The 23,364-nt window shown below is 67.7% G+C and carries 29 protein-coding genes; 7 read left to right on the plus strand and 22 right to left on the minus strand.

Annotated elements, in window-relative coordinates:
* Positions 1-39: 39 nt before the first annotated feature.
* The 3 genes from LI334_RS01760 to LI334_RS01770 are packed head-to-tail and all read right to left on the minus strand — an operon-like array spanning position 40 to position 1,484.
* Positions 40-912 (minus strand): E3 ubiquitin ligase family protein, encoded by an 873-nt coding sequence (locus tag LI334_RS01760; protein ID WP_227261454.1) that lies wholly within the window; start codon positions 910-912, stop codon positions 40-42.
* 46 nt (positions 913-958) lie between these two features.
* Positions 959-1,207, minus strand: a complete 249-nt coding sequence (locus tag LI334_RS01765) for a hypothetical protein (protein ID WP_227261455.1) — start codon at positions 1,205-1,207, stop codon at positions 959-961.
* Between the two features lie 37 nt (positions 1,208-1,244).
* Complete coding sequence (locus tag LI334_RS01770; RefSeq protein ID WP_227261456.1) at positions 1,245-1,484, minus strand: hypothetical protein; 240 nt, start codon at positions 1,482-1,484, stop codon at positions 1,245-1,247.
* 179 nt (positions 1,485-1,663) lie between these two features.
* Here LI334_RS01770 and thsB point away from each other — a divergent pair, with 179 nt between their 5' ends.
* Positions 1,664-3,328 carry a thermosome subunit beta gene (thsB, locus tag LI334_RS01775; RefSeq protein ID WP_343750004.1) on the plus strand — a complete coding sequence of 555 codons (1,665 nt, stop codon included), beginning with the start codon at positions 1,664-1,666 and terminating at the stop codon, positions 3,326-3,328.
* 103 nt (positions 3,329-3,431) lie between these two features.
* On the opposite strand, the gene lrp is transcribed toward thsB, so the two are convergent.
* The gene (lrp, locus tag LI334_RS01780; RefSeq protein WP_227261458.1) at positions 3,432-3,890 is read right to left on the minus strand and encodes an HTH-type transcriptional regulator Lrp; all 459 of its coding nucleotides are present in this window, start codon (positions 3,888-3,890) and stop codon (positions 3,432-3,434) included.
* Between the two features lie 126 nt (positions 3,891-4,016).
* On the opposite strand from lrp, the gene glnA reads away from it, so the two are divergent.
* Positions 4,017-5,390 (plus strand): type I glutamate--ammonia ligase, encoded by a 1,374-nt coding sequence (gene glnA, locus LI334_RS01785; protein WP_227261459.1) that lies wholly within the window; start codon positions 4,017-4,019, stop codon positions 5,388-5,390.
* Here glnA and LI334_RS01790 read toward each other — a convergent pair.
* Genes LI334_RS01790 through LI334_RS13055 form a run of 6 tightly spaced genes read right to left on the minus strand, consistent with a single transcriptional unit; the run spans position 5,387 to position 11,011 of the window.
* Entirely contained in the window at positions 5,387-6,190 is an 804-nt protein-coding gene (locus LI334_RS01790) for a phosphatase PAP2 family protein (protein ID WP_227261460.1), read from the minus strand. The genes glnA and LI334_RS01790 overlap by 4 nt on opposite strands.
* Positions 6,191-7,354, minus strand: a complete 1,164-nt coding sequence (locus LI334_RS01795) for a YihY/virulence factor BrkB family protein (protein WP_227261461.1) — start codon at positions 7,352-7,354, stop codon at positions 6,191-6,193.
* Positions 7,355-7,385: 31 nt separating this feature from the next.
* Positions 7,386-8,498, minus strand: a complete 1,113-nt coding sequence (locus LI334_RS01800) for a tRNA (guanine(26)-N(2))-dimethyltransferase (RefSeq protein WP_227261462.1) — start codon at positions 8,496-8,498, stop codon at positions 7,386-7,388.
* Positions 8,499-8,540: 42 nt separating this feature from the next.
* The gene (gene aceB, locus LI334_RS01805) at positions 8,541-9,851 is read right to left on the minus strand and encodes a malate synthase AceB (RefSeq protein WP_227261463.1); all 1,311 of its coding nucleotides are present in this window, start codon (positions 9,849-9,851) and stop codon (positions 8,541-8,543) included.
* Positions 9,844-10,893 (minus strand): isocitrate lyase/PEP mutase family protein, encoded by a 1,050-nt coding sequence (locus LI334_RS01810; RefSeq protein WP_227261464.1) that lies wholly within the window; start codon positions 10,891-10,893, stop codon positions 9,844-9,846. Before LI334_RS01810 ends, aceB begins: the two co-directional genes overlap by 8 nt.
* A complete protein-coding gene (locus LI334_RS13055; RefSeq protein WP_255473823.1) occupies positions 10,886-11,011 on the minus strand; it encodes a hypothetical protein in 126 nt (41 codons plus the stop codon). The genes LI334_RS01810 and LI334_RS13055 overlap by 8 nt, the downstream gene beginning before the upstream one ends.
* A 207-nt stretch (positions 11,012-11,218) precedes the next feature.
* Between LI334_RS13055 and LI334_RS01815 the strand changes: the two genes are divergently transcribed.
* A complete protein-coding gene (locus tag LI334_RS01815; RefSeq protein ID WP_227261465.1) occupies positions 11,219-11,557 on the plus strand; it encodes a hypothetical protein in 339 nt (112 codons plus the stop codon).
* Between the two features lie 276 nt (positions 11,558-11,833).
* Positions 11,834-12,988 carry an MFS transporter gene (locus LI334_RS01820; RefSeq protein WP_227261466.1) on the plus strand — a complete coding sequence of 385 codons (1,155 nt, stop codon included), beginning with the start codon at positions 11,834-11,836 and terminating at the stop codon, positions 12,986-12,988.
* A 43-nt stretch (positions 12,989-13,031) separates the two neighbouring features.
* On the opposite strand, the gene hisH is transcribed toward LI334_RS01820, so the two are convergent.
* Genes hisH through LI334_RS01840 form a run of 4 tightly spaced genes read right to left on the minus strand, consistent with a single transcriptional unit; the run spans position 13,032 to position 15,117 of the window.
* A complete protein-coding gene (gene hisH, locus LI334_RS01825; protein ID WP_227261467.1) occupies positions 13,032-13,742 on the minus strand; it encodes an imidazole glycerol phosphate synthase subunit HisH in 711 nt (236 codons plus the stop codon).
* A 47-nt stretch (positions 13,743-13,789) separates the two neighbouring features.
* Complete coding sequence (locus LI334_RS01830; RefSeq protein WP_227261468.1) at positions 13,790-14,377, minus strand: uracil-DNA glycosylase; 588 nt, start codon at positions 14,375-14,377, stop codon at positions 13,790-13,792.
* A gap of 24 nt (positions 14,378-14,401) precedes the next feature.
* Positions 14,402-14,944 (minus strand): endonuclease dU, encoded by a 543-nt coding sequence (locus tag LI334_RS01835; RefSeq protein ID WP_227261469.1) that lies wholly within the window; start codon positions 14,942-14,944, stop codon positions 14,402-14,404.
* Positions 14,941-15,117, minus strand: coding sequence for a DUF5786 family protein (locus tag LI334_RS01840; RefSeq protein WP_227261470.1), 177 nt, complete (start codon positions 15,115-15,117; stop codon positions 14,941-14,943). Before LI334_RS01840 ends, LI334_RS01835 begins: the two co-directional genes overlap by 4 nt.
* 69 nt (positions 15,118-15,186) lie before the next feature.
* On the opposite strand from LI334_RS01840, the gene LI334_RS01845 reads away from it, so the two are divergent.
* Positions 15,187-15,798, plus strand: coding sequence for an MBL fold metallo-hydrolase (locus LI334_RS01845; RefSeq protein ID WP_227261471.1), 612 nt, complete (start codon positions 15,187-15,189; stop codon positions 15,796-15,798).
* An 88-nt stretch (positions 15,799-15,886) separates the two neighbouring features.
* On the plus strand, positions 15,887-16,036 hold the full coding sequence (locus LI334_RS01850) for a 50S ribosomal protein L40e (protein ID WP_227261472.1): 150 nt from the start codon (positions 15,887-15,889) through the stop codon (positions 16,034-16,036).
* A 60-nt stretch (positions 16,037-16,096) separates the two neighbouring features.
* Here the strand turns inward: LI334_RS01850 and LI334_RS01855 are convergent, their stop codons facing one another.
* Positions 16,097-16,255: a hypothetical protein gene (locus LI334_RS01855; protein WP_227261473.1), complete on the minus strand. Its 159-nt coding sequence runs from the start codon at positions 16,253-16,255 to the stop codon at positions 16,097-16,099.
* Positions 16,252-16,752 carry a DUF367 family protein gene (locus LI334_RS01860; RefSeq protein ID WP_227261474.1) on the minus strand — a complete coding sequence of 167 codons (501 nt, stop codon included), beginning with the start codon at positions 16,750-16,752 and terminating at the stop codon, positions 16,252-16,254. Before LI334_RS01860 ends, LI334_RS01855 begins: the two co-directional genes overlap by 4 nt.
* Before the next feature lie 78 nt (positions 16,753-16,830).
* Here LI334_RS01860 and LI334_RS01865 point away from each other — a divergent pair, with 78 nt between their 5' ends.
* On the plus strand, positions 16,831-17,151 hold the full coding sequence (locus LI334_RS01865) for a nuclear transport factor 2 family protein (protein ID WP_227261475.1): 321 nt from the start codon (positions 16,831-16,833) through the stop codon (positions 17,149-17,151).
* On the opposite strand, the gene serS is transcribed toward LI334_RS01865, so the two are convergent.
* The 6 genes from serS to acs are packed head-to-tail and all read right to left on the minus strand — an operon-like array spanning position 17,148 to position 23,349.
* Positions 17,148-18,521, minus strand: a complete 1,374-nt coding sequence (gene serS / locus LI334_RS01870; protein WP_227261476.1) for a serine--tRNA ligase — start codon at positions 18,519-18,521, stop codon at positions 17,148-17,150. The genes LI334_RS01865 and serS overlap by 4 nt on opposite strands.
* A gap of 50 nt (positions 18,522-18,571) precedes the next feature.
* A complete protein-coding gene (locus tag LI334_RS01875; protein WP_227261477.1) occupies positions 18,572-18,775 on the minus strand; it encodes a hypothetical protein in 204 nt (67 codons plus the stop codon).
* 1 nt (position 18,776) lies between these two features.
* A complete protein-coding gene (locus tag LI334_RS01880) occupies positions 18,777-19,238 on the minus strand; it encodes a universal stress protein (RefSeq protein ID WP_227261478.1) in 462 nt (153 codons plus the stop codon).
* Positions 19,238-20,926, minus strand: coding sequence for a sodium:solute symporter family transporter (locus tag LI334_RS01885; protein WP_227261479.1), 1,689 nt, complete (start codon positions 20,924-20,926; stop codon positions 19,238-19,240). Before LI334_RS01885 ends, LI334_RS01880 begins: the two co-directional genes overlap by 1 nt.
* Positions 20,926-21,312, minus strand: a complete 387-nt coding sequence (locus LI334_RS01890) for a DUF4212 domain-containing protein (RefSeq protein WP_227261480.1) — start codon at positions 21,310-21,312, stop codon at positions 20,926-20,928. The genes LI334_RS01885 and LI334_RS01890 overlap by 1 nt, the downstream gene beginning before the upstream one ends.
* A 42-nt stretch (positions 21,313-21,354) precedes the next feature.
* The gene (acs, locus tag LI334_RS01895) at positions 21,355-23,349 is read right to left on the minus strand and encodes an acetate--CoA ligase (protein ID WP_227261481.1); all 1,995 of its coding nucleotides are present in this window, start codon (positions 23,347-23,349) and stop codon (positions 21,355-21,357) included.
* Between the last annotated feature and the right edge of the window lie 15 nt (positions 23,350-23,364).

The raw sequence follows: 23,364 nt of genomic DNA on the forward strand, positions 1-23,364 counted from the left end.
ACGACACTCCTGAGCGACGCGTAGCGGTCAGCTCTTCGATTACACGACGCCTGCGCCGTACGCGATGGCGGCGATGCCGGCGAGTGCGAGGGCGGCGGCGATGGCGTACGCGTACGTGTAGCGGCCGAAGGTTTCGACGAGTTCGTCTTCGGGTTTGTCGGAGACGATGAAGGTCTCGCCGTCGATGGGTTCGACGACGACGTCCTCGGGTTTGAGGGGGTGGGTGGCGGTCTCGCTGGCGCGGGCGTGCCCGAGGACGTACACGTCGTCGCCGGGGGAGAGCGTGCCTTCGTAGTAGCGGCGTTCGCCGTGGGCGTTCCCGATGTCGATGACGTTCGTGATTGAGTCGGCCTGTGTGGCGACGCTGGTTTCGCCGCGCACGAACTCCGTGATTCGTTCGGGGGGTTCGGTGTCCGGCGGGACGGTGAGTTCGACGCCGAAGTCGTCGAGGGCGGCGATTACGTCGCCGACGGTGACGCCGGTGGAGAGGAAGCGATCCACGTCGATGGCGCTCACCTGAATGTCGTCGATGCCCGTGCCCGTCGACGTGTCGTCCACGTGCGTGCCGATGTCGATGGTGACGTTCCCGGTGCCGTCGTCGAGCGTGAACGGGGTGGCGTAGACGCCTTCGGCGCGCGTCTCCCACATGTCCGAGCTTCCGCCTTCGTCCCACTCCTCGACCTCCCACGCGGAGAGCACGGCGGGGTCGCCGCGGATGGGGGCGTCGAACGTGCTGTCGCTTCGAACCGTGCCTTTCAGTTCGACGCGGCCTTCCTCGCGGATGTCCCGCACGGCGGTCGTTTCGGTGGCTTCGACGAGCGCGCGCCGGCGGTGCTGGCGGCGGCCGTACACGCCGGCGGCCGCGGCGACGAGAAGGAGTATCGCTCCGACCGCGATGAGGGCGGATGCCATGGTCTGGGGTTGCGGGACGCGGAAGGTAAAACCAGGGGGCGCGGGGTTAGTCGCGGACGGCGCGGACGCGTTCGCGGAGGCGGGGGTGGCCGTAGAGGCCGGCCGCGACGGTGAGGAGGGAGACGGCGAGCGCGAGCGCGAACCCGAGCGCGCTCCACGGCGCGGGGCCGACCGCTCGCAGGAACGTGTAGCCGACGCAGAGCGCGCCGGCGAACGCGAGCAGCCAGGCGAGCGCGCCCGCGAGGGTTCTCCCCGCGTGTTCCGCGCCCCGCGCCCATCGTGGTTCGGTCGTCATACGGCGAACTGGTCGAGTATGTGACTTAATTCTTGTTCTATATGTCCGCGTGGACGCGGACTTCCTCGTCGGTGACGGTGTCCACGGCGTCGCCGCTCACGGTGTAGTCGTCCTCGCCTTTCTCCGTCCAGCCGAAGGCGGCGAGCACGGATTCGCCGAGGCCGGGTTCGGGGTCGACCCAGGCGGTGTTGTCCTCGACGGCGGTGACGATTCCGAGCTGTTCGCCCTCGATGTCCACGAGGAACTTGCCCTCGTCTTCCGGCGTGAGTGTCGCCATGCTCGGGGGTTCTCGGAGCGGCGTGAAAGGCGTGGTGGGCGGACGCCGACACACCACTCCCCGACTGTACCGTGTGAACACACAACACGAATTCTGGGGTTTCGGGGCGTCTCGCCGGCGTTCTCTCCCCGCGGGTGGCAAAGTTTTATATAGAAGGACAAACAATCATTCGAGTAGCTATGTCGCAACAGCGTATGCAGGGCCAGCCCATGATTATCATGGGAGACGACGCCCAGCGAGTGAAGGACAAGGACGCGCAGGAACACAACATCTCCGCGGCACGCGCCGTCGCGGACGCCGTCCGCTCCACCCTCGGGCCGAAAGGCATGGACAAGATGCTCGTCGACTCGATGGGTGACGTAACCATCACGAACGACGGCGTCACCATCCTCGAAGAGATGGACATCGACAACCCCACCGCGGAGATGATCGTGGAAGTCGCCGAGACCCAGGAGGACGAGGCCGGCGACGGCACCACGACCGCGGTCGCCATCGCGGGCGAACTCCTCAAGGAGGCCGAAGACCTCCTCGAACAGGACATCCACCCGACGGCCATCATCAAGGGCTACAACCAGGCCGCCGAGAAGGCCCGCGAGGAAGTCGACGACATCGCCGTCTCCGTCGACCCCGAGGACGAAGCCCTCATCCGCTCCGTCGCGGAGACGTCCATGACGGGCAAGAGCGCCGAAATCGACAAGGAACTCCTCAGCAGCCTCCTCTACGAGGCGCTCAAGCAGGTGTCCGTGGACGCCGAGGACGGCTCCACCGTCGTCGACGTGGCGAACATCAACATCGAGACCCAGACGGGTCGCTCCGTCGGCGAGTCCGAGCTCCTCAAGGGCGCGGCCATCGACAAAGACCCCGTCCTCGACTCGATGCCCACGGAACTCGACGACGCGAACACGCTCCTCCTCAACGAACCCATCGAGGTCGAGGAGGCGAACGCCGACACCTCCGTCAGCATCGACAGCCCCGACCAGCTCCAGAGCTTCCTCGACCAGGAGGAGAAACAGCTCCGGGAGAAGGTCGACAAAATCGTCGAGACCGGCGTCGACGTGGTGTTCTGCCAGAAGGGCATCGACGACATGGCCCAGCACTACCTCGCGAAGGAGGGCGTGCTCGCCGTCCGCCGCGTGAAGAAGTCCGACATCGGCTTCCTCAAGAACGTCCTCGGCGGCAGCGTCGTCCAGGACCTCGACAGCCTCACCGCCGACGACCTCGGGCGCGGCAGCGTCCGCCGCGACGAGGAGGACGACCTCTTCTACGTCGAAGGCCTCGCCGAGGAGGCGCACGGCGTCACGCTCCTCCTCCGCGGCAGCACTGACCACGTCGTCGACGAACTCGAACGCGGCGTCACGGACGCCCTCGATGTGGCCGCCCAGACCATCACGGACGGCCGCGTCCTCCCCGGCGGCGGCGCAATCGAAGTCGAACTCGCCGACCGCCTCCGCTCCTACGCGGACTCCGTCAGCGGCCGCGAGCAGCTCGCCGTCGAGTCCTTCGCGAACGCGCTCGAACTCATCCCGCGCGTCCTCGCCGAGAACGCGGGCCTCGACCCCATCGACATCCTCGTCGACCTCCGCGCGGCCCACGAGACGGGCGAGCAGAACACCGGCCTGAACGTCCTCACGGGCGACCTCGAAGACACCTACGAGGCCGGTGTCGTCGAACCCGCGCACGCCAAGGAGCAGGCGCTCAGTAGCGCCACCGAGGCCGCGAACCTCGTGCTCAAAATCGACGACATCATCTCCGCCGGCGACCTCTCCACCGACAAGGGCGACGACGACGGTGGCGCGGCCGGCGGCATGGGCGGCATGGGCGGCGGCATGGGCGGCATGATGTAAGAATCGGCCCGCCTGCCCCGCTCCCACCCCCGACTGCACTGCGTTCGCACCGCTCGACGACTATCTTCTGCGTTCTTTTCGAACTGGAGAGCGACGCGTCCGGTTACTCCTGGATGTCGAGTTCGAACTGTTCGTGTTCGGCGGCGGCGTTGAGGACGACGCTCGTGCTGGACTCCTTGATGTCGGCGTCCCCGAGCAGGGTCTTGATGAGGTCGTTCATGTCGTCGGTGTCCCGGAACTTCCCGACGGCGAAGATGTCGTAGTCGCCCGTGACCTCGTACACGGAGACCATCTGCTTGTGCGCGCGCATCCGGTCGGTGATGTCGGGGAGGCTGTTCCCCTCGACCTTGAGCTGGAGGACGGCGGTGACGTCGTAGCCGAGTTCGTCGTAGTCGACGATGGGTGTGTAGCCGTCGATGACACCGGCGTCTTCGAGGTCTTTGAGGTGGTTGGAGACGGTGGTGACGGACACGTCGAGGTCGTCGGCGAGGCTCCGGAGGCTCGCCCGTCCGTCCCCGAGCAGTGCGTTGATGAGTTTCGCGTCGAGGTTTTCGTACGTCATCGAACCCTACTACGTCATCGGGGGTTTAGAATTTAACGAATGTCCAGTTCAGGCTCGGGTGGTGGAGATTGCGCCAACCGGTACCGCTAATATGGTGGCTCCTTTCTTCACTTACTGTCGAAACCAATGACAAAAGGGAACCTTTCTCCGGACGGCGGTCTGAGCGAGACGGAACAGGACGTCCTTGACGAAATCGAGGAGAAGAACGTCGACTTCCTTCGACTCCAGTTCACGGACATCCTCGGCACGGTGAAGAACGTCTCCGTCCCCGCCGATCAGGCGGAGAAAGCCTTCACTGACGGTATCTACTTCGACGGCTCCAGCATCGAGGGCTTCGTCCGCATCCAGGAGTCCGACATGCGCCTCAAGCCCGACCCCGAGACGTTCGCCGTGCTCCCGTGGCGCGACCTGGAGGACGGCGCGTCCGCCCGCCTCATCTGCGACGTCATCGACACGTCCACGGGCGAGCCGTTCGAGGGCGACCCGCGCCGCGTCCTGAAGAACGCCATCGACCGCGCGGAAGAGATGGGCTATCAGGTGAACTTCGCGCCCGAACCCGAGTTCTTCCTCTTCGAGGAGGACGAGAACGGCCGCGCGACCACCGAACTCTCCGACGTGGGCGGCTACTTCGACCTCGCGCCGAAAGACCTCGCCGCGGACGTGCGCCGCGACATCATCCGCGGCCTCGAATCCATGGGCTTCGAGATCGAAGCCTCCCACCACGAGGTCGCCGAGTCCCAGCACGAGATCAACTTCGAGTACGACGACGCGCTCGCGACGGCGGACAACGTCGCGACGTTCCGCTCCGTCGTTCGCGCCATCGCCGCCGAACACGACCTGCACGCGACGTTCATGCCGAAGCCCATCGCCGAAATCAACGGCTCCGGCATGCACACGCACATGTCGCTGTTCACCGAGGACGGCGAGAACGCGTTCCACGACGAGTCTGATGAGTTCGACCTCTCCGACACCGCGCACTCCTACCTCGCGGGCGTCCTCGAACACGCGCCCGCCATCACGGCGGTGTCGAACCCGACCGTGAACTCCTACAAGCGCCTCGTCCCCGGCTACGAAGCGCCCGTGTACGTCGCGTGGTCCGACCGGAACCGCAGCGCGCTCATCCGGAAGCCCGCGGCGCGCGTCCCCGCCGCCTCCCGCATCGAGGCGCGGTTCCCCGACCCGTCCTGTAACCCCTACCTCGCGTTCGCCGCGCTCATCCACGCCGGCCTCGACGGCATCGAGAACGACCTCGACGCGCCCGACCCGGTTCGCGAGAACATCTACGAGTTCGACGAGGAGAAGCGCGAGGAGTACGGCATCGAGACGCTTCCGTCCAACCTCGGCGAGGCCGTGGACGCCCTCGAAGCGGACGAGGTCGTGCAGGACGCGCTCGGCGAGCACGTCTTCGAGAAGTTCGTCGAAGCGAAGCGCGAGGAGCACACCGGCTACCGGATTCAGGTGTCGGACTGGGAGAAAGAGCGCTACCTGGAGAAGTTCTAGAGGCGCGTCGGCACCCACACCACGCCGAACCCTAACACTATTCCTGCCGCCGTCGCGACCGGGAGCGAGAGCGGTATCGCGAGCGGAAGTCCGCCGACCGCGAGCAGCGGCGCGAGCGCGAGCACCGACCAGGGGGACGCGTCGCGGAGTCGGTGGACGCGTTCGCGGGCGACCCGCCAGCCGAGGACGCCGCCGACCGTCGCGCCGAACACGGTCGCGGCCTCCGCCGTCCACGCCAGCGCGAGACCGACGGTACCGGCGGCGAGCGCGGCCGCGAACGCGTGTTCGACGCGCGAGCGCGAGACGGTGAGCGCGAACGCGACGTAGAGGCTTCCCGCGAGGACGCCGGCGGTCACGTCGGCGAGGTAGTGCACGCCGAGCGCGAGCCGCGTGCCCGCGACGACGGCGACGACGACGCCCGCGACCGCGTACCGCGTTCGTCGAGTGCCGGTTCGGAGGAGCGCGGCGAGCGAGCCGTAGAAGACGGTCACGCCCGTCGCGTGCCCGCTCGGGAACCCGTAGCCGTCGGCGTGCACGAGCGCGACCGCCGCGGGCGGCCGGTGGAACGCGAACAGGCTCTTGAGCGCGACGACGAGCGCCAGCCCGCCCACCACGACGCCGAGCAGGCGTGCGGCGCGCTCGGGAGAGAGCACGTCGTATCGGGGGCCGAGCCAGTACAGCAGGGGTGTGGCGACGAGGAACAGTTCGGGGTCGCCGAGCGCGGTGAGCGCGCGGACGAGGGGGACGAGTCCGTCGGGCACGCTCCCGGCGAGCGCGTCGGTGACGCCGAGGCCGTGCATCTACCGGCGGTCGTTCACCCAGCCGAGGATGCGACCGGGGATGCCGGCGGCGTTGAGTCCGACGCCGAACAGCAACATGAGGGCGTAGAGGCCGAGCGTGGACAGCCACACCACGAGCATCGCGAGGATGGCCCAGCCGCCGGAGAGGAAGTAGAACGCGCCGAGCGTCATCAGCGTCCCGTAGAGGAGGACGAGGTAGGGCCCCCAGCCGCGCGCGTGGTTGCGCCGCATCCGCGTGCGGACGTAGGTCTTGAGGTCCGATTCGAGGTCGTCCTTCGACACCGTCTTGGCGTCGAGTTCGGCGCGGAGCGCCCGCACCTCTCGCTCCATCTCCGCGATGTCGGGCGCGGAGTCCGGTTCGTCGACCTCGTCGTGTACGTCGGTTTCGTCGGTTCGTCCCGCGAGCACGGCGTTCAGTACCGCCCCTATCATGATAATCGTACCGCCAACGTACAGCACCGTCACGAGGAGCAAGGCGGCCCCGAGGATGCCGTACGCCTGGTACTTCCCGGCGAGCGGCGCGTACGCCTCGAAGATACCGGTGAGCGCGGTCCAGCCGCCGGCGGCGAGCAGGGTGCCGGGCACGGCCTCCTCGGGGGTGAGGTCGGCGTCCGGGAAGATGTAGAAGACGGGGTAGAAGACGAGACAAAGCGTGACGACGAGCAGGCAGAACGCGACGACGCCGACGAACGGGCCGGTGGCGACGAACCCGGCGACGACGGCGGCGACGGTGGCGGCGACGACGCCCGCGGCGATAGCGCCGAGGACGAGCACGCCGTCCTTCAGTTGGTGGGCGAGCGGGCGCGCGCCGAACACGCCGTAGACGTGCGCGAACGCCACGTCCAGCCCGCGGAAGAGTTTGAGGCCCGACCACGCGAGCACGACGAGGGAGACGACGGTGGCGGTGGAGCGGCCGCTCGCGTCCTGGAGAGCGTTCCGCACGGCGGCGCTCCCCTCGGGCGTGAGGAGGCTCCCGACGAGTTCGACTATCTGCTCGCCGACGGACTCGACGCCGAGGTAGGACGCGGCGGCGAGCGTCAGCAGGAGGAGGGGGATGAGGGAGACGAACCCGTAGTAGGCGACGGCGGCCGCGAGGAACGTTATCTGGCTGTCCTGGGCCTCGGCGACGACCTCGCGGACGACCGAGACGGCGCTTCGTGACACAGTCGGGGTTCGCCCCCCGTCTGAAAAAGCCCTACGGGGCGAGGTCGCGCAGTTCGGTGACGGACGCCGTCGTCTTGAACGTCGTGCCGCCGTAGTGCGCGCGGGACGCCTCGTGGCCGCCGTCGCGAACCGCGTCGAGGAACTCGTCCATGCCGACTGCGGGTTCGTTCCAGCGCTTGTAGAGCTTGTGCTGGTCGTAGTGCGTGGGTTCGTGGAGTTCGCCCGCGATGCGTTCGAGGAGGCGTTCGGCGCGCTCGGCCGCCCCCATCTCGCCCGTGAGTTCCAGAATCACGTTCTCGACGAACGCGGCGTCGTGCGCGGGGCCGAGCCAGACCGGGCCGGCGGTCTGCACGCCCTCCCCGCAGTTCGGGCAGGCGTCCGGCGACTCGGGGAGCAGGGTCTTCTCCGTCCAGCGGTGGAGGCAGGCCTCGCAGTGGTGGATGTAGCCGAGTTCGTCGATGGCGGCGTTGGCGTCGGTCGCGCGGTGGGAGAGGTCGAGGTAGGTGCGGACGTAGTGGTCGCTCACGTGACTCAATATCGGGGTGACGCCCACGTCGTAGCGCGCGGCGGTGCGCGCGAACGCGGAGAGGAGCACCCTGAGACCCATCTCGGCGTGGTACTCGGTGTTCCGCGGGACGGTGGAGTACTTGCGGACGCCGGACTCGAAGTGCGCGCCACACAGCGGCGCGGTGTCGGTCGCGGTGACGCAGACGAGGTCGCGGGCGTTCGCGAGCGCCGCGTCCGCGAACGGAATCGGCGTGCCAAAGGGGTCGATATCGACCACGTCGAAGTACGCGTCCTCGTCGTGGAGGACGGCGTTCGCGTCCTGCTGGACGGCCGTCCCGTCGAGGTCGTTCCGGTCGAGGTTCCGGCGGGCGAGTTCGACCGCGTCCGGGTCGGTATCGGCGAGCGTGACGTTCCAGCCCTCGTTCGCCGCGCGCACGCCCCGGATGCCGCTCGCGGCGGTGGCGTCGAGGTAGCTGTCGGCCTCGGGCGTTCGCTCGCCATACGCGCGGAGCGCGGCGACGGTGATGTCGCGGTTGAGCTCCTGGCCGGGGTTGAAGAACACGCCGTCAGCCGCGCCCTCGCCACCGCCGGACTCGGACTCGACCTCCACGGTCACCGCACCCTCCTCTACGAGCATACGCGACCTCCGCGACCCGCAGAAAAAAGCCCCGCGAATCGGTTACTCGCCGACCGCGGTCGCGCGCTCCACGACGTCCTCGCTGTACCGCTCGGCGAGTTCGTCGTGCTGGTCGGGACGGTGCTCGTACACGTCCTGGAACAGCGTGATGGGCGTCTTCGCCGCCTGATAGGTGGCTTCGTCCCACATCCGGTCGTTCTCGATGTCCACGGTGACGCCGTCCACCTCGATGGTGGCTTCGCGCGTCATCGCTATCGCGCCGGTGCCGGCTTCCTTCGCGGCCTCGAACTGCTCCATCGAGTCCACGATGTCGTCCATGCTCGGCACGTAGGACGCCCGGTCGAGGAGTTCCTCGCGGAGGCCGTCCGCGTCGCACTCCCGGGTCTCCGCGCCGGCCTGGAACCGGTAGCCGTCGTCGGTCTCCTCTATCCAGAGGGAGTCCCCCGTGTACGCCCAGCGGCCGTTCTCCTCGCGGAGTTCGACCTCGCCGCTCCCGTCGTCGAGCAGCCACTGGCCGTCCTCCGGCGGGAGCGGGGCCGTGTTCGCCTCCACGACCTGCCCGGGCGTGAGCGACCAGATGCCGGTCATGCCCTTCGCGCGGTTCGCCTCCATCCGCCCGCGGTAGCCCGTCACGTCCCGGATGTCGTCGTACGGGCCGTCCACGGCCACGAGGCCGGCGGCGCTCGCGCCACGGGACGTGTTGTGCCGCAACTCCGGCCACTCGGGGAGTTCGCCCGTCGGCGTCATCGCCCGCATGTCCTTCGTGTAATCGACCTCGCCGTCCACGAGCAGGAACATGCGTTCGAGGTTGTTGCTCGGGTTCCCGAGTTCTCCGCGGAGGTCGCTCATCGCGAGTTCGGCCTCTCCTGACTCGATGATGACGGACATCGAGAGGCTCCCGGGTTCGAGGCCGTGTTCGGTCTCCACGATGGTGATGAACTCGTCCGCCTTCTTCCAGTCGTCGAGGTCGCCGACCTCGGGGATGACGAAGCCGTCGATGTGCTCGACCGCGCCGTTCTCGGGGTCGGCGATTTCGAGCATGTGCCGGAAGCCTCGATACCGGGTTTCGGGGCTGTCGCGGTGCCAGACGACCCGCGGGTGGATTTCGCCGGGGAAGTCCGCGCCGTGCTCCGAGACGACCTCGGCGATGTTCCGCGCGCCCTCGTCGCGCATCGAGGGCGCGGTCGCGTCCTCGTTGTCCGGCACCCACACGTCGGGCGCTTCGAGGCCGCGGAGCTGGGCGGCGCGCCGCAGCATCTTCGCGGAGTCGTCCTCGCCGTCCACCGCCGTCGGACTCGTGAAGAACGACCGCACGAACTCGCGGTCGTAGTGGCGGTCGGTCGGGTCAGTCATCCTGCGTCGGCTCCGGCGCGTCTCCGTCGGACGTGATGGGGTCGGACTCGTCCTCGGTGAACCCCGCGGACTCCTCCATCCGCCGCTTCGCGTCCGGGTCGAACTGCGCCTCGATCTCCTGGTAGCGCGGCACGAGCGACATCTCGTGGTGACTCTCCGTCTCGTGACCGAGGTAGCGGTCTTCGAGGTCGAACTGCGCCTGCTCGTCGTTCTCCGCGATGTTCTTCATGTCCTCGTACACCGCGTGCGCGCCGGAGTGGAGGGCGTACAGCGTGATGAACTGGTACGTGTAGCCGAGGTCGCCCAGTTCCTGGAACGTCAGCGGGTCGTCCTGCTCGCTCCACGCGAACGACGACGAGTAGTTGAACGCGAGGTCGAGGTCGGGATGGGTCTCGTGGATGGTCTCCGCGTAGTTGACCGCGTCCTCCCGGCTCGGGTCGGGCATCTCGGGCCAGACGAGGTCAGCGCCGGCGTCCGCGAAGAGGCGGCCGCGTTCGAGATGGTCTTCCCAGTCGCCGTTCGCGGAGCCGTAGGAGTCGATGCGGGCGATGATGACCGTGTCCTCGGACTGCTTCGCGTCCACGGCGGCTTCGATGCGCGCTCGGGCGTCCTCCTGGGAGACGACTTGCTTGCCGGCGATGTGGCCGCAGCGCTTCGGCGTGGTCTGGTCTTCGATGTGGATGGCGGCGACGCCGGCCTTCTCGTACTCCCGGACCGCGCGCCGGACGTTGTGGACGCCGCCGTAGCCGGTGTCGGCGTCCGCGACGACGGGGAGGTCGGTGGCGTCGACGATTCGCTTCGCGTTCTCCACCATCTCGGTCATGGAGACCATTTCGAGGTCGGGGAAGCCGAACTGGCCGAGGACGGTGGAGTACCCGCTCATGTAGGCGGCGTCCAACCCGGCGCGCTCGGCGAGCCGGGCGTCGAGCGCGTGGTACAGGCCGGGCGCGAAGACGTAGTCCTGGTTCTCCAGCTTGTCGCGGAACTCGCGGCCGGCCGGGTTGTCGATGTCGCGGTACGTGTAGTCCTTGTAGTCACTCATTGGTCTGGATGCGGTGGCTGAGGACGGTTTCGTCGTAGTCCTCGCGGGGGTCGGTGGTGTTCGTCAGGTCGGGGACGGCCGGTGCGCCGGTGTTCTCTATGTCGGTGTATTCGGACATTGTATCGTGGTGTCTGGGGCTGGTCGATAGGCGGTGCGTGCGTCGGGTGCGTCGCGGTGTACTACCATTGCGTCCAGTCAGGTGTGGAACACCACGATAAAGTTAATGATTGATAATGTAATATGGCTAGATACGCATTAATAATCATTAAGGATGGGTGGGTGGGGCAATCGAACCGGCTAAACCACGCCCCCACCAAACCCACCCGTGACGGACGACTGGCGCGACGCCCTCCAAAACGCGGGAGAACTCACGCCCAGCATCGTCCAACGAATCCTCACCGAACACGGCGACCGCGGCCAACGCGCAATCGAAGCCGTCAGCGAACGCCGCGTCAAAGAATACAACGACTTCACCGTCGTCGTCGGCCACCACGACGAATACGTCGTCGAAAACGGCGGCTGCCACTGCCAGGACTCCACCTACAACATCGACACCGACCAAGGCCAACGCTGCTGGCACGCCCTCGCCGCCGACATCGCCCACGCCATCGACGAACTCGACCACCACGACATGTACTACTCGGACGTCCGGGACTTCATCTGAAAGCCCTCAGCCCGACGCTTCGCGTCGGGCTGACCCCTTTTCATGTCCCGCCCTTGCCGTGGGCGCACGCAGACGGCGGCCTGCCGGCCGCCGCGGCATCCCCGAAACGCCTACCGGCGTGCCGCACCGCGTCCGCACCGCGACCGCGCCGCATCTGCACTCCACCGTTCCGCCTCTGAACCGCGACGGCGGCGTCTTCCGCCCGCCCCATGTCTGTTTTTCTCACAGTTCTCGCGAATCATCACGTTCAGGTGCCTGCCCGTTCTGACCCGATGGGTGGACAGTCGCTATCGCTACCCCGCGCTCTACTTCGTGTTCTTCGCGGCGTTCAGCGGGTTCGCCGCGTTCCGGAACGTCCTCCTCGAAGAGATGGGGATGTCCGGCGTCGAGATGGGTATCGTCGGGATGGTGATGATCATCGCGGGCGTCGTCGTCCAACCCCTCTGGGGGTTCGTCGCGGACTACACGCGCTCGCCCGCCCGCGTGCTCGTCGTCGCCGCCACCGTCTCCGCGCTCGCGCTCCTCAGCTACCCGCTCGGCGCGAGCCTCTCCGGCGACGCCTTCCTCCTCATCACCGCCGGCACCGCCCTGTTCGCCGTCGGCCGCGCCCCAATCGTCCCGCTGTCGAACGCGCTCGTCCTCCGCGAGGGCTTCGACTACGGCTACGCCCGGAGCTTCGGCTCCACCTCCTTCGGCATCGCCGTCCTCGCTATCGGCTTCCTGCTCGCCTACACGACCACCCTGCTCGTCGTCTACCTCTACATCGCGGGAATGGTCGTGTTCGTCGCGCTCGCGCTCACCATCCCCGACGACGAGGAGTCCATCCTGGAGGGCGGCCTCGGCACGCAAGCGCTCGGCCTGCTCGCACGCCGCCAGTTCCAGGTCGTGCTCGTCGCCGCGTTCCTCCTCGGGTTCGTCTCCCGGTCCGGCGACGCCTTCTTCTCCGTCTACATGCGCGCCGTCGGCCTGGGCGACGGCTACACCGGCGCGGCGTGGGCGGCCAAGACCGTCGCCGAAACCGTCGTCTTCCTCGCCGTCGGCCGCACCGCCCTCTCCTACGGCAGCCTCGTCTCCGTCGGCGGCCTCGGGTTCGCCGCCGGCTACGCCGGCCTCGCCGTCTTCCCCACCCTCGGCTCCGTCCTCCTCGCGAACGTCGGCCTCGGCGTCGGCCTCGCCCTCCTCTTCTTCGCGCTCGTCAACCTCGCGCACGACTGCGCGCCCGACGGCCTCCACTCCACCGCCCAAACCCTCCTCACGAGCGTCGGCGTCGGCGCGGGCGGCGCGCTCGGCCACATCGCCGCCGGCTGGCTCGTGGACGCCGTCGGCGTCCAGTCCATGTTCGCCTACCTCGCCGCCGCCTCCGTCATCCTCGCGCTCGTCGGCATCGCCGTCCACGCCGTCGCTGACAGCCGCGCCCCCACCGCGGCGTAACCGCTCACCGACCCACCCCACGCCCGAAAAACCGCCCACGCCCTCACTCCGCGCAGATGTCCACGAAGTTCCGCAGAATCGTCAGCCCCGTCTCGCCCGACTTCTCCGGGTGGAACTGCGTCCCGAACACGTTCCCCGCCTCGTTCGCGACGATGGACGCGAACTCCACCCCGTAGTCCGTCGTCGCGACGACGTTCGTCTCGTTCTCGGGTTCCGCGTAGTAGGAGTGCACGAAGTACGCGTACTCGCCATCGACGGAACCGCCTCCGGTTCCGTCGGCCAGTCGCGTCTCCGACGAGACGTCGTCCACGCCCTCGACGAGCGGGTGGTCGCGCTGCACGTCGAGTTCGTTCCAGCCCATGTGCGGCACCTTCTGCTCGCCGCTGAACCGGACGTTCCGCCCGGAAATCAGGCCGAGGCCGTCCACGTCGCCCTCGCCGTCCCGGGTGGCTTCCTCGCTTCCCTCCAGGAGCATCTGCATCCCGAGACAGATGCCGAACAGGGGCGTCCCCGACGCCGCCACGTCGAGCAGGGTGTCGCGGAACGGCCCCGCGTTCTCCATGCCCTCGCTGAACGCGCCGACGCCGGGCAGGACGACGCCGTCCGCGTCCAGAATCTCCTCGGTGTCGTCCGTGATGGTGACGGACGCGCCCGCGCGTTCGAGGCCGCGCGTCACGCTCCGCAGGTTCCCCAGGCCGTAGTCCACGACGACGACTGACGCCGCCGCCTGCCGCTGGGCGTCCGTAGTGCTCATGCACGTGGGTACGCCGACCGCGGGCAAGTCGTTTTCCCCTCCGGCTCTCAGTAGTCGTCGAACGTCGCCTGCCCGCCCTCGACGCCCGCGATGGTCGCAGCCTTCTCGATGGTCGCGTCGAACGTCGCCTCCTGACTGCGGTCGTAGAGCGTCGCCGCCGGATGCACGCAGACGAGGACGTCCCGGCGCGCACCCCCGAGTTCGACGGTTTCGACCGTCCCCGCTTCGCTCGTCACCGCCACGTCCCGCCCGAGCAGGTGTTCGCTCGGCACCTTCCCGAGCGTCACCACCACCTCGGGGTCGATGTGGTCGAGTTCGGCCTCCAGGTAGGGCCGGCAGTTCGCGAGTTCCTCCGTGCTCGGGTCGCGGTTGTCCGGCGGCCGACACCGCACGCAGTTCGTGATGCGCACCCGCTTCCGGGGGAGGCCGTGCTCGCCGAGCGCCGAGTCGAGCACGTCGCCGCTCCGCCCGACGAACGGCACGCCCTCACTGTCCTCCTGCGCGCCCGGAGCCTCCCCGACGAACACCACGTCCGCGTCCGCGGGCCCCGTGCCGTTCACGATGCGCGACCGCGACTCAGCGAGGTCGCCGCAGCGCTCGCACGCGGTCACGTCGAGGCCGTCCATGTTCTCCATATCCACCCCTTGCTTGCCGGGGGATTAATCGGTGCGGTAGTCGTCCGCCGCGCGCGCCGCCAGCCGCGCCACCCGCACCGGCTCCGGCCGCCCGCCCGCCGGCGTGAACGCCCGCACCACCTCGGTCGGGGTCTCACAGCCCACCGACCGCACGAACACCGCCTCGTCGTTCACCCATACTTCTTTGCGCGGCGGCTGGCGCTCGTAGCGTTCGAGGCGCTCCCCGGGGTCGTCGAACTCGCGCTCGATGGCGTCACCGAGTCCCGGACTCGCCTCGAACGACACGGAGAGCACGGGTCGTTCGACGGCGTCGTGAATCCGCCGGAGGTCGAGAACGTTGAACCACGCCGGCGCGACGCCCGCCACGAGGAGGTACTGTACGTCCGGCCGGTCGAGGTCGTTCCAGATGTCGATAACGCAGTCGGTGGCGTCGAGGCCGCCGACGGTGCACGATTCGAAGGAGAAGTCGTCTACGACGCGGTCGGCGCGCACCACGGCCCCGGCGAGCGTCGAGTCCTCGCCGGTGTATGACTCCGCGACGCCGAGCGCGCGCGTCCCGGACTTCACTCGCCCTTGATGTCCTTGAGTTTGTCCAGCAGTTCGTCGTTCGACGCGTCTATCTCGTAATCGACCTCCCCCCGGTGCGCGTGTTCTTCGGTATCGACGCTCGCGCTCTCGTCGATGTCCGAGTCGAGGTTCTGGTTCTCCTGTTCGGACTCGTCGTAACTACCGAAGCCCATGTGTGTTCCATGGCGCGACGGATTCAAAAATTCCCCGCCTATTTGTCACGCCCGGCCGTCTCCCCGCGTATGCACGTCACGACCGTCACCGCGGACGCGGACACGTTCACCTGTAACGCCTACCTCGCGCTCGACGACACTCCGACGCTCGTGGACGCCGGCGCGATGCCCGGCGTCGAGGACGTCGTCCGCGAGCACACCGACACCCTCGACCGCGTCGTCCTCACCCACCAGCACGGCGACCACGTCGCGGAACTCGACGCCGTGGTCGAGGCCTTCGACCCCGACGTGTACGCGTACGCCGACCACCCCCACAGGACGCACGAACTCGCGGACGGCGACACCGTCACCGTCGCCGACGAGTCCTTCGAGGTCGTGCACACGCCCGGACACGCCGACGACCACGTCTCCCTCGTCTCCGACACGAGCCTGTTCAGCGGCGACGTGGTCGTCCACGACGACGGCGCGTTCGACGACGGGAGCTTCGGCCGCACCGACATGCCCGGCCAGGACAGGGAGACGCTCATCGAGAGCATCCAGCGCCTTCTCTCGCGAATGGACGACGCCGTCGAACACATGTACAGCGGCCACGGCGACACCTTCCACGGCGACGTGCGCGCGGTCGTCGAACGCGCGCTCGAACGCGCCGAACGCCGCGAACCGAAGTACCCGGACGAGTAGGTGGGTCGGACGAAGCGCCGTCCGGTACTGGGCCGGCGAGTGGGCGCGTTTCTCAAGGTTTAAACGCCTCGGCGTCGAGAACTCCCGTATGAGCAAGGAACTCTCCATCGAGGACCGACTCCTCGGCAAGCAGGTCTGCATGCGCTGCAACGCCCGCAACCCCCAGGAGGCCGCGAAGTGCCGGAAGTGCGGCTACGGGAAACTCCGCCCGAAGGCCCGCGAGCGCCGCTCCGCCTGATTTCCGACTCGTCCGTTCGTTTCGACCGCACCACGCCGCGAGCGTCTCGCTCGCGGTTCGTCACTCCGCGCCGGCGTCGAGGTATTCCTGCTGGACTTCGACGATTTCGGTCGAGTTTTCGCACTCGCTGTATCGTCTGAGGGGATCCTCAGCGAGTTCCAAGCCCTCGTCGCTTCGCTCCTCGCCCTTGGAGAGTCCACCAGGAAGTGGGTGTTTCACTCCGCGCCGGCGTCGAGGTACTCCTGCTGGATTTCGACGACGTCCGTCGAGTTCTCGCATTCGGCGTATCGTCCGAGGGGTTCGTCGTTGAGTTCGAGGAAGGTGTGGCCCCAATTGAACTTCGCGAGAATCTCCTCTGCGTGCTCGCGTTCTCCGAGGATGCAGAGCGCGCCGGCGAACGCCTCGACGGTGTTGAGTTGGAACGGCTGGCCGTAGTTCACGGGGTTCGCGGCGACGAGGAATGGGAGGGCCCGGTGGTCGCCGGGCATCTCGAACATCGCTTTCTCCGCGGTCTCCCACGAGCAGTCCAGCGCCACCAGTCGGTCGTGGTCGGCGTCCGCGGGGCTGAGCGCGGTGTCGGCGTGCGGGTTCAGGACGACGCCGTAGGGCGTGGCGCGGTTCGTGCGGTGGAGCGCCGCCTTCTCGAAGCGCGCGAGCTTTCGCGCCGTGCACTTCTCTGGGTCGTCGTCGCCCTCGTACCGGACGTGTAACTCCACACCGATAGTTCGGCGTCGGGCGGCAAAAGCGCCGCGTTCGCCCCCGGTTTCTTGTCCGTCGAGCGCCCACCACGAGGTATGGACTCGGTCGAGCTCGCGCACGCCTACTACGACGCCATCGACGCGGGCGACTACGCGGCGCTCCGGGACGTGCTCGCGCCCGGCTTCACGCACGTCCGCCCCGACCGCACGCTCGCGGGCCGCGAGGAGTTCCTCTCCTTCATGCGGGACGACCGCCCGCGCACGGACACCAAGCACGTCGTGGACTCGGTGACGGCGGGCGTGGACGGCGCGGTCGCGCACGGCCACCTGTTCGCGCCCGACGAACTCATGTTCGCGTTCGTGGACGTGTTCGAGACCGGCGAAAAGATAGAGCGCCTGCGGACGTACGCGGATTAGTCCTGCGCGCCGAGCGCCGACTCGCCGACTTTCTCCCCGCCCTCGATGACTTCCTGGCCGCCCATGTACGGCTGGAGCGCCTCCGGCACGTCCACCGTTCCGTCCTCGTTCTGGTAGTATTCGAGGATGGCGACGACGATTCGCGGCACGGCGAGCCCCGACCCGTTCAGGGTGTGGACGTACTCCGCGCTCTCGTGTTTCTCCGGCCGGTACTGGATGCCCGCGCGGCGCGCCTGGAAGTCCTCGAAGTTCGACACCGAGGACACTTCGAGCCACCGCCCTCCGACAGCGGGGCCGTCCTCCATGTCGTCGCCGGGAGCCCACACTTCGAGGTCGTACTTCTTCGCCTGCGTGAACCCCAGGTCGCCCGTGCACATTTCCAGGATGCGGTAGGGGAGTTCGAGGCGGCGAAGCACTTCCTCCGCTTCCTCGACGAGTCCCTCGAAGCGCTCGTAGCTCTCGTCGGGTTCGACGAAGTTCACCATCTCCACCTTGTTGAACTGGTGGACGCGCACGATGCCCCGGGTTTCGGTGCCGTGCTCGCCGGCCTCCCGGCGGAAGTTCGGACTGTATGCCTGGTGTTTGAGGGGGAGGTCTTCGCTGAGCAGAATCTCGTCCCGGTACATGTTCGTCACCGGGACTTCGGCGGTCGGGAGGAGCCAGAGGTCGTCGTCGTCGTACGCCTCCTCGTTCGACCCGCCGAGCCGGTACGCGTCCTCCGTGAACTTCGGGAACTGGCCCGTGCCCCGCATCGACGCCGAGTTCACGGGAATCGGCGGGAACACGTCCACGTAGTCCTGCTCGCGGTGCACGTCCAACATGAACTGGACGAGCGCGTGTTCGAGGCGCGCGCCGTCGCCCTTCGCGAAGTAGAACCCACCCCCGGAAACTTTCGCGCCGCGCTCGAAGTCGAGGATGTCGAGTTCCTCGCCGAGGTCGTAGTGCGGCACCACCTCCTCGGGGAGGTCGCGGCGGTCGTCGAACAGCTCGCGGCGGCGCTCGACGTTCTCCGACTCGTCCGCGCCGATGGGCACGCTCTCGTGCGGAATCTGGGGGAGTTCCAGCAGGCGCTCTTCGAGTTCGGCTTCGAGTTCGTCCGCGCGCTCCTCGACCTCCTCGATGCGCTCCTTGAGTTCGCTCGACCGCTCGATGGCGTCCTCGGCCTCCTCCTCTCTGCCTTCCTGCTTGAGTCGGCCGATTTTCGAGCTGACTTCGTTGCGTTCGTGGCGGAGGTCGTCGCCCTCTGCCTTGAGGTCGCGCCACTCCTCGTCCACGTCGAGAATGCGGTCGAGGTCGACCTCGACGCCCTTGTTGTCGAGGGCCTCGCGTACCGTCTCGGGGTTCTCCCGGACGAACTGACGGCTGAGCATACTCTCGCTTCTGCCGGGGCCGCCAAAATCGTGTCGGAGTAGGGGGCGGGCTACTGTTGCGCCCGCGCCATCTCCAGGGACGTGAAGAACCCGAAGTACGCGATTACCCCCGCGAACATGCAGAGGTAGTACGCCCAGTCGGGGCCGTTCGTCAGGTCGAACAGGAGGTTCACGCCCACGACCCAGGCGACGGCGAACACGAGGTCAGCCATCATCCCGGACTTCTGCTCGCGGACGGAGTCGATGACGCCCATCTCAGTCCTCCGGTTCGAAGTCCACGACGAGCACTGGCTTGCGGGTGGAGCGGAGCACGCGCTCGGTGACGCTCCCGAGGAGCGCGCGGCGCACGCCGCTACGGCCGTGACTCCCGATGACGACGAGGTCGATGTCCTCGTCGTCCGCGTAGTCCGCGACCACCGCGTGCGGCTGGCCGACCCGCACGGCCTCCACCACGCTGACGCCGCGGTCGGTCGCGGCGTCCGCGACCGCGCCCGTGGCGGCGTTCGCCTTCTCCTCCACTTCCTCCATCTCGTCCAGGTGGCCCTGGCGGATGCGGTCTACTTGCTCCGCGCCGAGGCCGAAGCTCACGGCGTCCACGTCCACGACGTAGAGCGCGTGCACGTCGGCGTCGTACTTCTCCGCGAGGTCGACGGCGTGCTCGATGGCGACCGCCGAGACGTCGCTCCCGTCGGTCGGGACGAGGATGCGGTCGTACATCACGCGTCACCTCCCTGGACGTCCTCGCCGCCGTCCGTGGACACGACTTCCTCCGCGGACTCCATGCGGTCCATCGGTTCGGGGCTGTGACACTGGCGGACGAGCCGCTTCGTCTCCATGTCGGGTTCCTCGGTCGCGAGCGACACCGCGATGGTGACGATGAACACGACCGGAACCGCGACGAGCGCGGAGCCGATTGCGGGCACCCACTGCGCGAGCGTCGGCGAGATGGTGCTGTCGAGCGACGAGACGTACGTCGGCAGCACTTCGTTTATCATCGGGATTATCCAGATGATGAGGCCGGTGGTCATGCCGGCGAGCGCGCCCTGCCGGTTCGTGTTCTCCCACCAGAGACCGAGGAAGAACATCGGGAACAGCACCGCGCCGGCGAGCGAGAACGCGTACGACACGAGCGCTGCGATGGGCGCGGCGGGGTTGAGTGCCGCGAGCGTCGTGATGACGCCGAGCGCGACGATGCTCAGCCGACCGACGAGCACCTGCTGGCGCTGGGTCGCGTCGGGGTTGATGATGTTCGCGTAGATGTCGTGCGAGATGGCGGACGACCCGGCGATGAACAGGCCGGCGATCGTCGCGATGGCGGCCGCGATGCCGCCCGCGGCGACGAGGCCGACGAACCACGTCGGGAGGTTCGACAGCTGCGCGGCGAGCACGACGATGACGTCACCGGCCGCGCTCGTCATCCCGGGGTCGCCGTACACGTCACCGATCTGGTTCGCGTAGAGGTCGGTGCCGAACGCGGCGAACGCGGGCGAACTCAGGTAGAGGAGGCAGATGAAGCCGAGCCCCCACACCGTCGACCAGCGCGCGGTGCGCTCGGAGTCGACCGTGTAGAACCGCACGAGGACGTGCGGGAGGCCGCAGGTTCCGACCACGAGCGAGAACGCGGTCGCGATCCAGAGGTAGTAGCTCTGGTGGACGAACGGCTCGCTGAACTCGCTGCTCAGCACGCTGAACATCTCCCCGTACTCGATGTGCGGGAGGACGGTGGAGTAGCCGTTCGCGTATCCGACGACGTAGAGGCCGGCGAGGAACGCGACGATGAGGATGACGTACTGGACGGCCATGTTCTTCGTCGCGCCCATCATGCCGGAGATGCTGAGGTAGCCGACCGTTATCGCCATCATGAAGACGACCATCGACTGGTAGCCGGTGAGACCGAGGATGCCGAGGTCGCCGAAGATGTAGAGGCCGACGAGGCCCATGCCGCGCGCCTGCCCGATGGCGTACACGAACCCGATGAGGAACGTGGTGACGGCGGCGATTGCGCGCGCGGTGTCGGAGTTGTAGCGGTCGCCGACGAAGTCGGGCGCGGTGTACTTCCCGAACCGCCGCATCTGGGCGGCCATGAAGATGAGGAGGATGAAGTACCCGGTTGACCAGCCGACGACGAACGCGAGTCCGTAGAACCCGCTCAGTGCGATGAGCGCGGCCATGCCGAGGTAGGACGCGGCGCTCATCCAGTTCGCGCCGATGGCCATGCCGTTCTCGACGTTCCCGATGGAGCGTCCGGCGACCCACATGCCCTCGGTGTCGGCGACCTTGAACACGAAGCCGATGACGAGGAACAGCGCGAGCATCGCCAGCACGAGGATGGCGGGGATGAGTTTGAACGAGACGTTCAGTCCCTCGGGGAGCAGGCCGCTCTGCATCGGGAGGAGCAGACTCATCAGGCGTCACCTCCGTGACTGATGCCGTACTTCTCGTCGAGCGCGTCCCGTCGGCGGGCGTACCAGACCGAGAGGATGAGCGCGCCCGCGGGCGCGCCGATGGCGACGAGGAAGTAGTGCAGCGGGAAGCCGCCCGGGATGGTCATCGTCATGGTGTCGGGGGCGAGCGCGGTCGCGGTCACCGGCCCGAACACGAGCACCGCCCAGATGATGAAGCCCGTCCAGATGAGCCGGAGGTGGTCGCGCATGAACTCCGTGCTCGGTTTGAGGAGGTTCACTTCCTCCTCCAGGTAGTTCGTCTCCCGGTGTCGTTGCGCGGCGGTCGCGGTGCCGCCGTCGGGAGCGGTTCGTTCGCCGTCCGAATCGTGCCTGTCATTTTCTGTCATAGTGTCTCACGTTGAGTATGGTGGAATCGCTGATTGGGGGTGTTAGTTGCGTGCCTGGTCGCGGATTTCGGAGACGATTTCGGGGTTGCGGAGCGTCGAGGTGTCACCGAGTTCCTCGTCGTTCGCCACGTCCTCCAGGAGGCGGCGCATAATCTTCCCGGAGCGCGTCTTCGGGAGTTCGGGCGTGAACACGACCTGCTCGGGGCGCGCGATGGGGCCGATGGCGTCCTCGATGCCCTCGACGATGCGCGCGCGCAGGTCGTCGTCGCCCTCGTAGCCGTCCTCGGTGATGACGTAGGCGTACACGGCCTCGCCCTTGATGTCGTGGTCGCCGCCGACGACGGCGGCTTCCGCGACGCCCTCGACGCCGACGATGGCGGACTCTATCTCCATCGTCCCCAGCCGGTGGCCGGAGACGTTGATGACGTCGTCCACCCGCCCGAGCACGGTGATGTAGCCGTCGTCGTCTATCTTCGCGCCGTCCTCGGGGAAGTACACCCAGTCGTCGGGGTCGTCGCTGTCGGTGTCCGAGTACTCGGCCCAGTACTCGTCGATGTAGCGCTCGTCGTTCTTGTAGAGCGTGCGCAACATCCCCGGCCACGGCTTCTGCACCGTGAGGTAGCCGGCGCGGCCGGGTTCTATCTGGTCGCCCGCGTTGTCCACGATTTCGACGTCGAGACCGGGGAGAGGCGGGCCGGCGCTCCCGGGTTTCATCTTCTTCACGCCGGGAAGCGTCGTTATCATCATCCCGCCCGTCTCGGTCTGCCACCACGTGTCCACGATGGGGCACTCCTCGTTCCCGATGTGCTTGTAGTACCACTTCCACGCGCGCGGATTGATGGGTTCGCCGACCGTTCCCAGCAGGCGGAGGCTGGAGAGGTCGTGCTGGTCGGGGAACTCGGAGCCCCACTTCATGAACGACCGAATCGCGGTCGGCGCGGTGTACAGCTGGGTCGCCTCGTACTCCTCGATTATCTCCCAGAGCCGGTCGCGCTCGGGGTAGTCGGGCGTCCCCTCGTACATCATCGTCGTCGTTCCGAGCGCGAGCGGGCCGTACACGATGTAGGAGTGCCCGGTGATCCAGCCGATGTCGGCGCTGCAGAAGTAGGTGTCCTCGGGCTTGATGTCGAGGACTGCCTGACTCGTCCACGCCGCCCACGAGAGATACCCGCCGGTCGTGTGTTTCACACCCTTCGGCTCCCCGGTTGTGCCCGAGGTGTACATCAGGAAGAGCATGTCCTCGGCGTCGCGCTCGACCGGTTCGACCTCCGCGCCCTCGTTGGCGGCGACCACGTCGTCGTAGTCGCGCTGGGTGTCGGTGAGGTCGTGGCCGAAGCCGTCGTCGCCGAGCCGGTCGACGACCACCACGTCGGAGACCTCGTGTTCGACGCCGCTCAAGCCCTCGTTCGCCTTGTCGAGGTGGTCGAGCGGGTCGCCGCGGCGGTAGTAGCCGTCGCAGGTCACGAGGTACTCGGAGTCCGCGGCGTTCATCCGGGTGGCGAGCGCGTCGGCGCTGAACCCGGCGAACACGACGGAGTGCGGCGCGCCGATGCGCGCGCAGGCGAGCATCGCGATGGGGAGTTCGGGAATCATCGGCATGTAGAGGGTGACGATGTCGCCCTCGCCGACGCCCATCTCCCGGAGGCCCGCGGCGAACTCGTTCACCTCGCGGTGGAGTTCCGCGTACGTGTACGTCCGGTCGGCCTCGTCGGTGGGTTCCCCGACCCACTCGATGGCGGCCTCGTCCCCGCGCTCGTCGAGGTGGCGGTCGAGGCAGTTCGCCGACGCGTTCAGACTGCCGTTCGTGAACCACTCGAAGAAGGGCGGGTTCGAGTCGTCGAGTACCTGGTCGTAGTCCGAGTCCCAGTCGAGGAGGTCTGCCGCCCCCTCCCAGCACTCGGGCCAATTCTCCTCGAACTCGTCGTATACGGACGCGTCGGTGACGTTCGCCTGCTCGACGAACGACTCCGGCGGCTCGAACTCCGCCTGCTCTTCGAGACGCGCTTCCAGTTCGACGTCCGCGTCGTCGCCTGACATGGTGTAGCGTAATAG

It is taken from the genome of Salarchaeum japonicum (assembly GCF_020614395.1).
Taxonomy (GTDB): Archaea; Halobacteriota; Halobacteria; order Halobacteriales; family Halobacteriaceae; genus Salarchaeum; species Salarchaeum japonicum.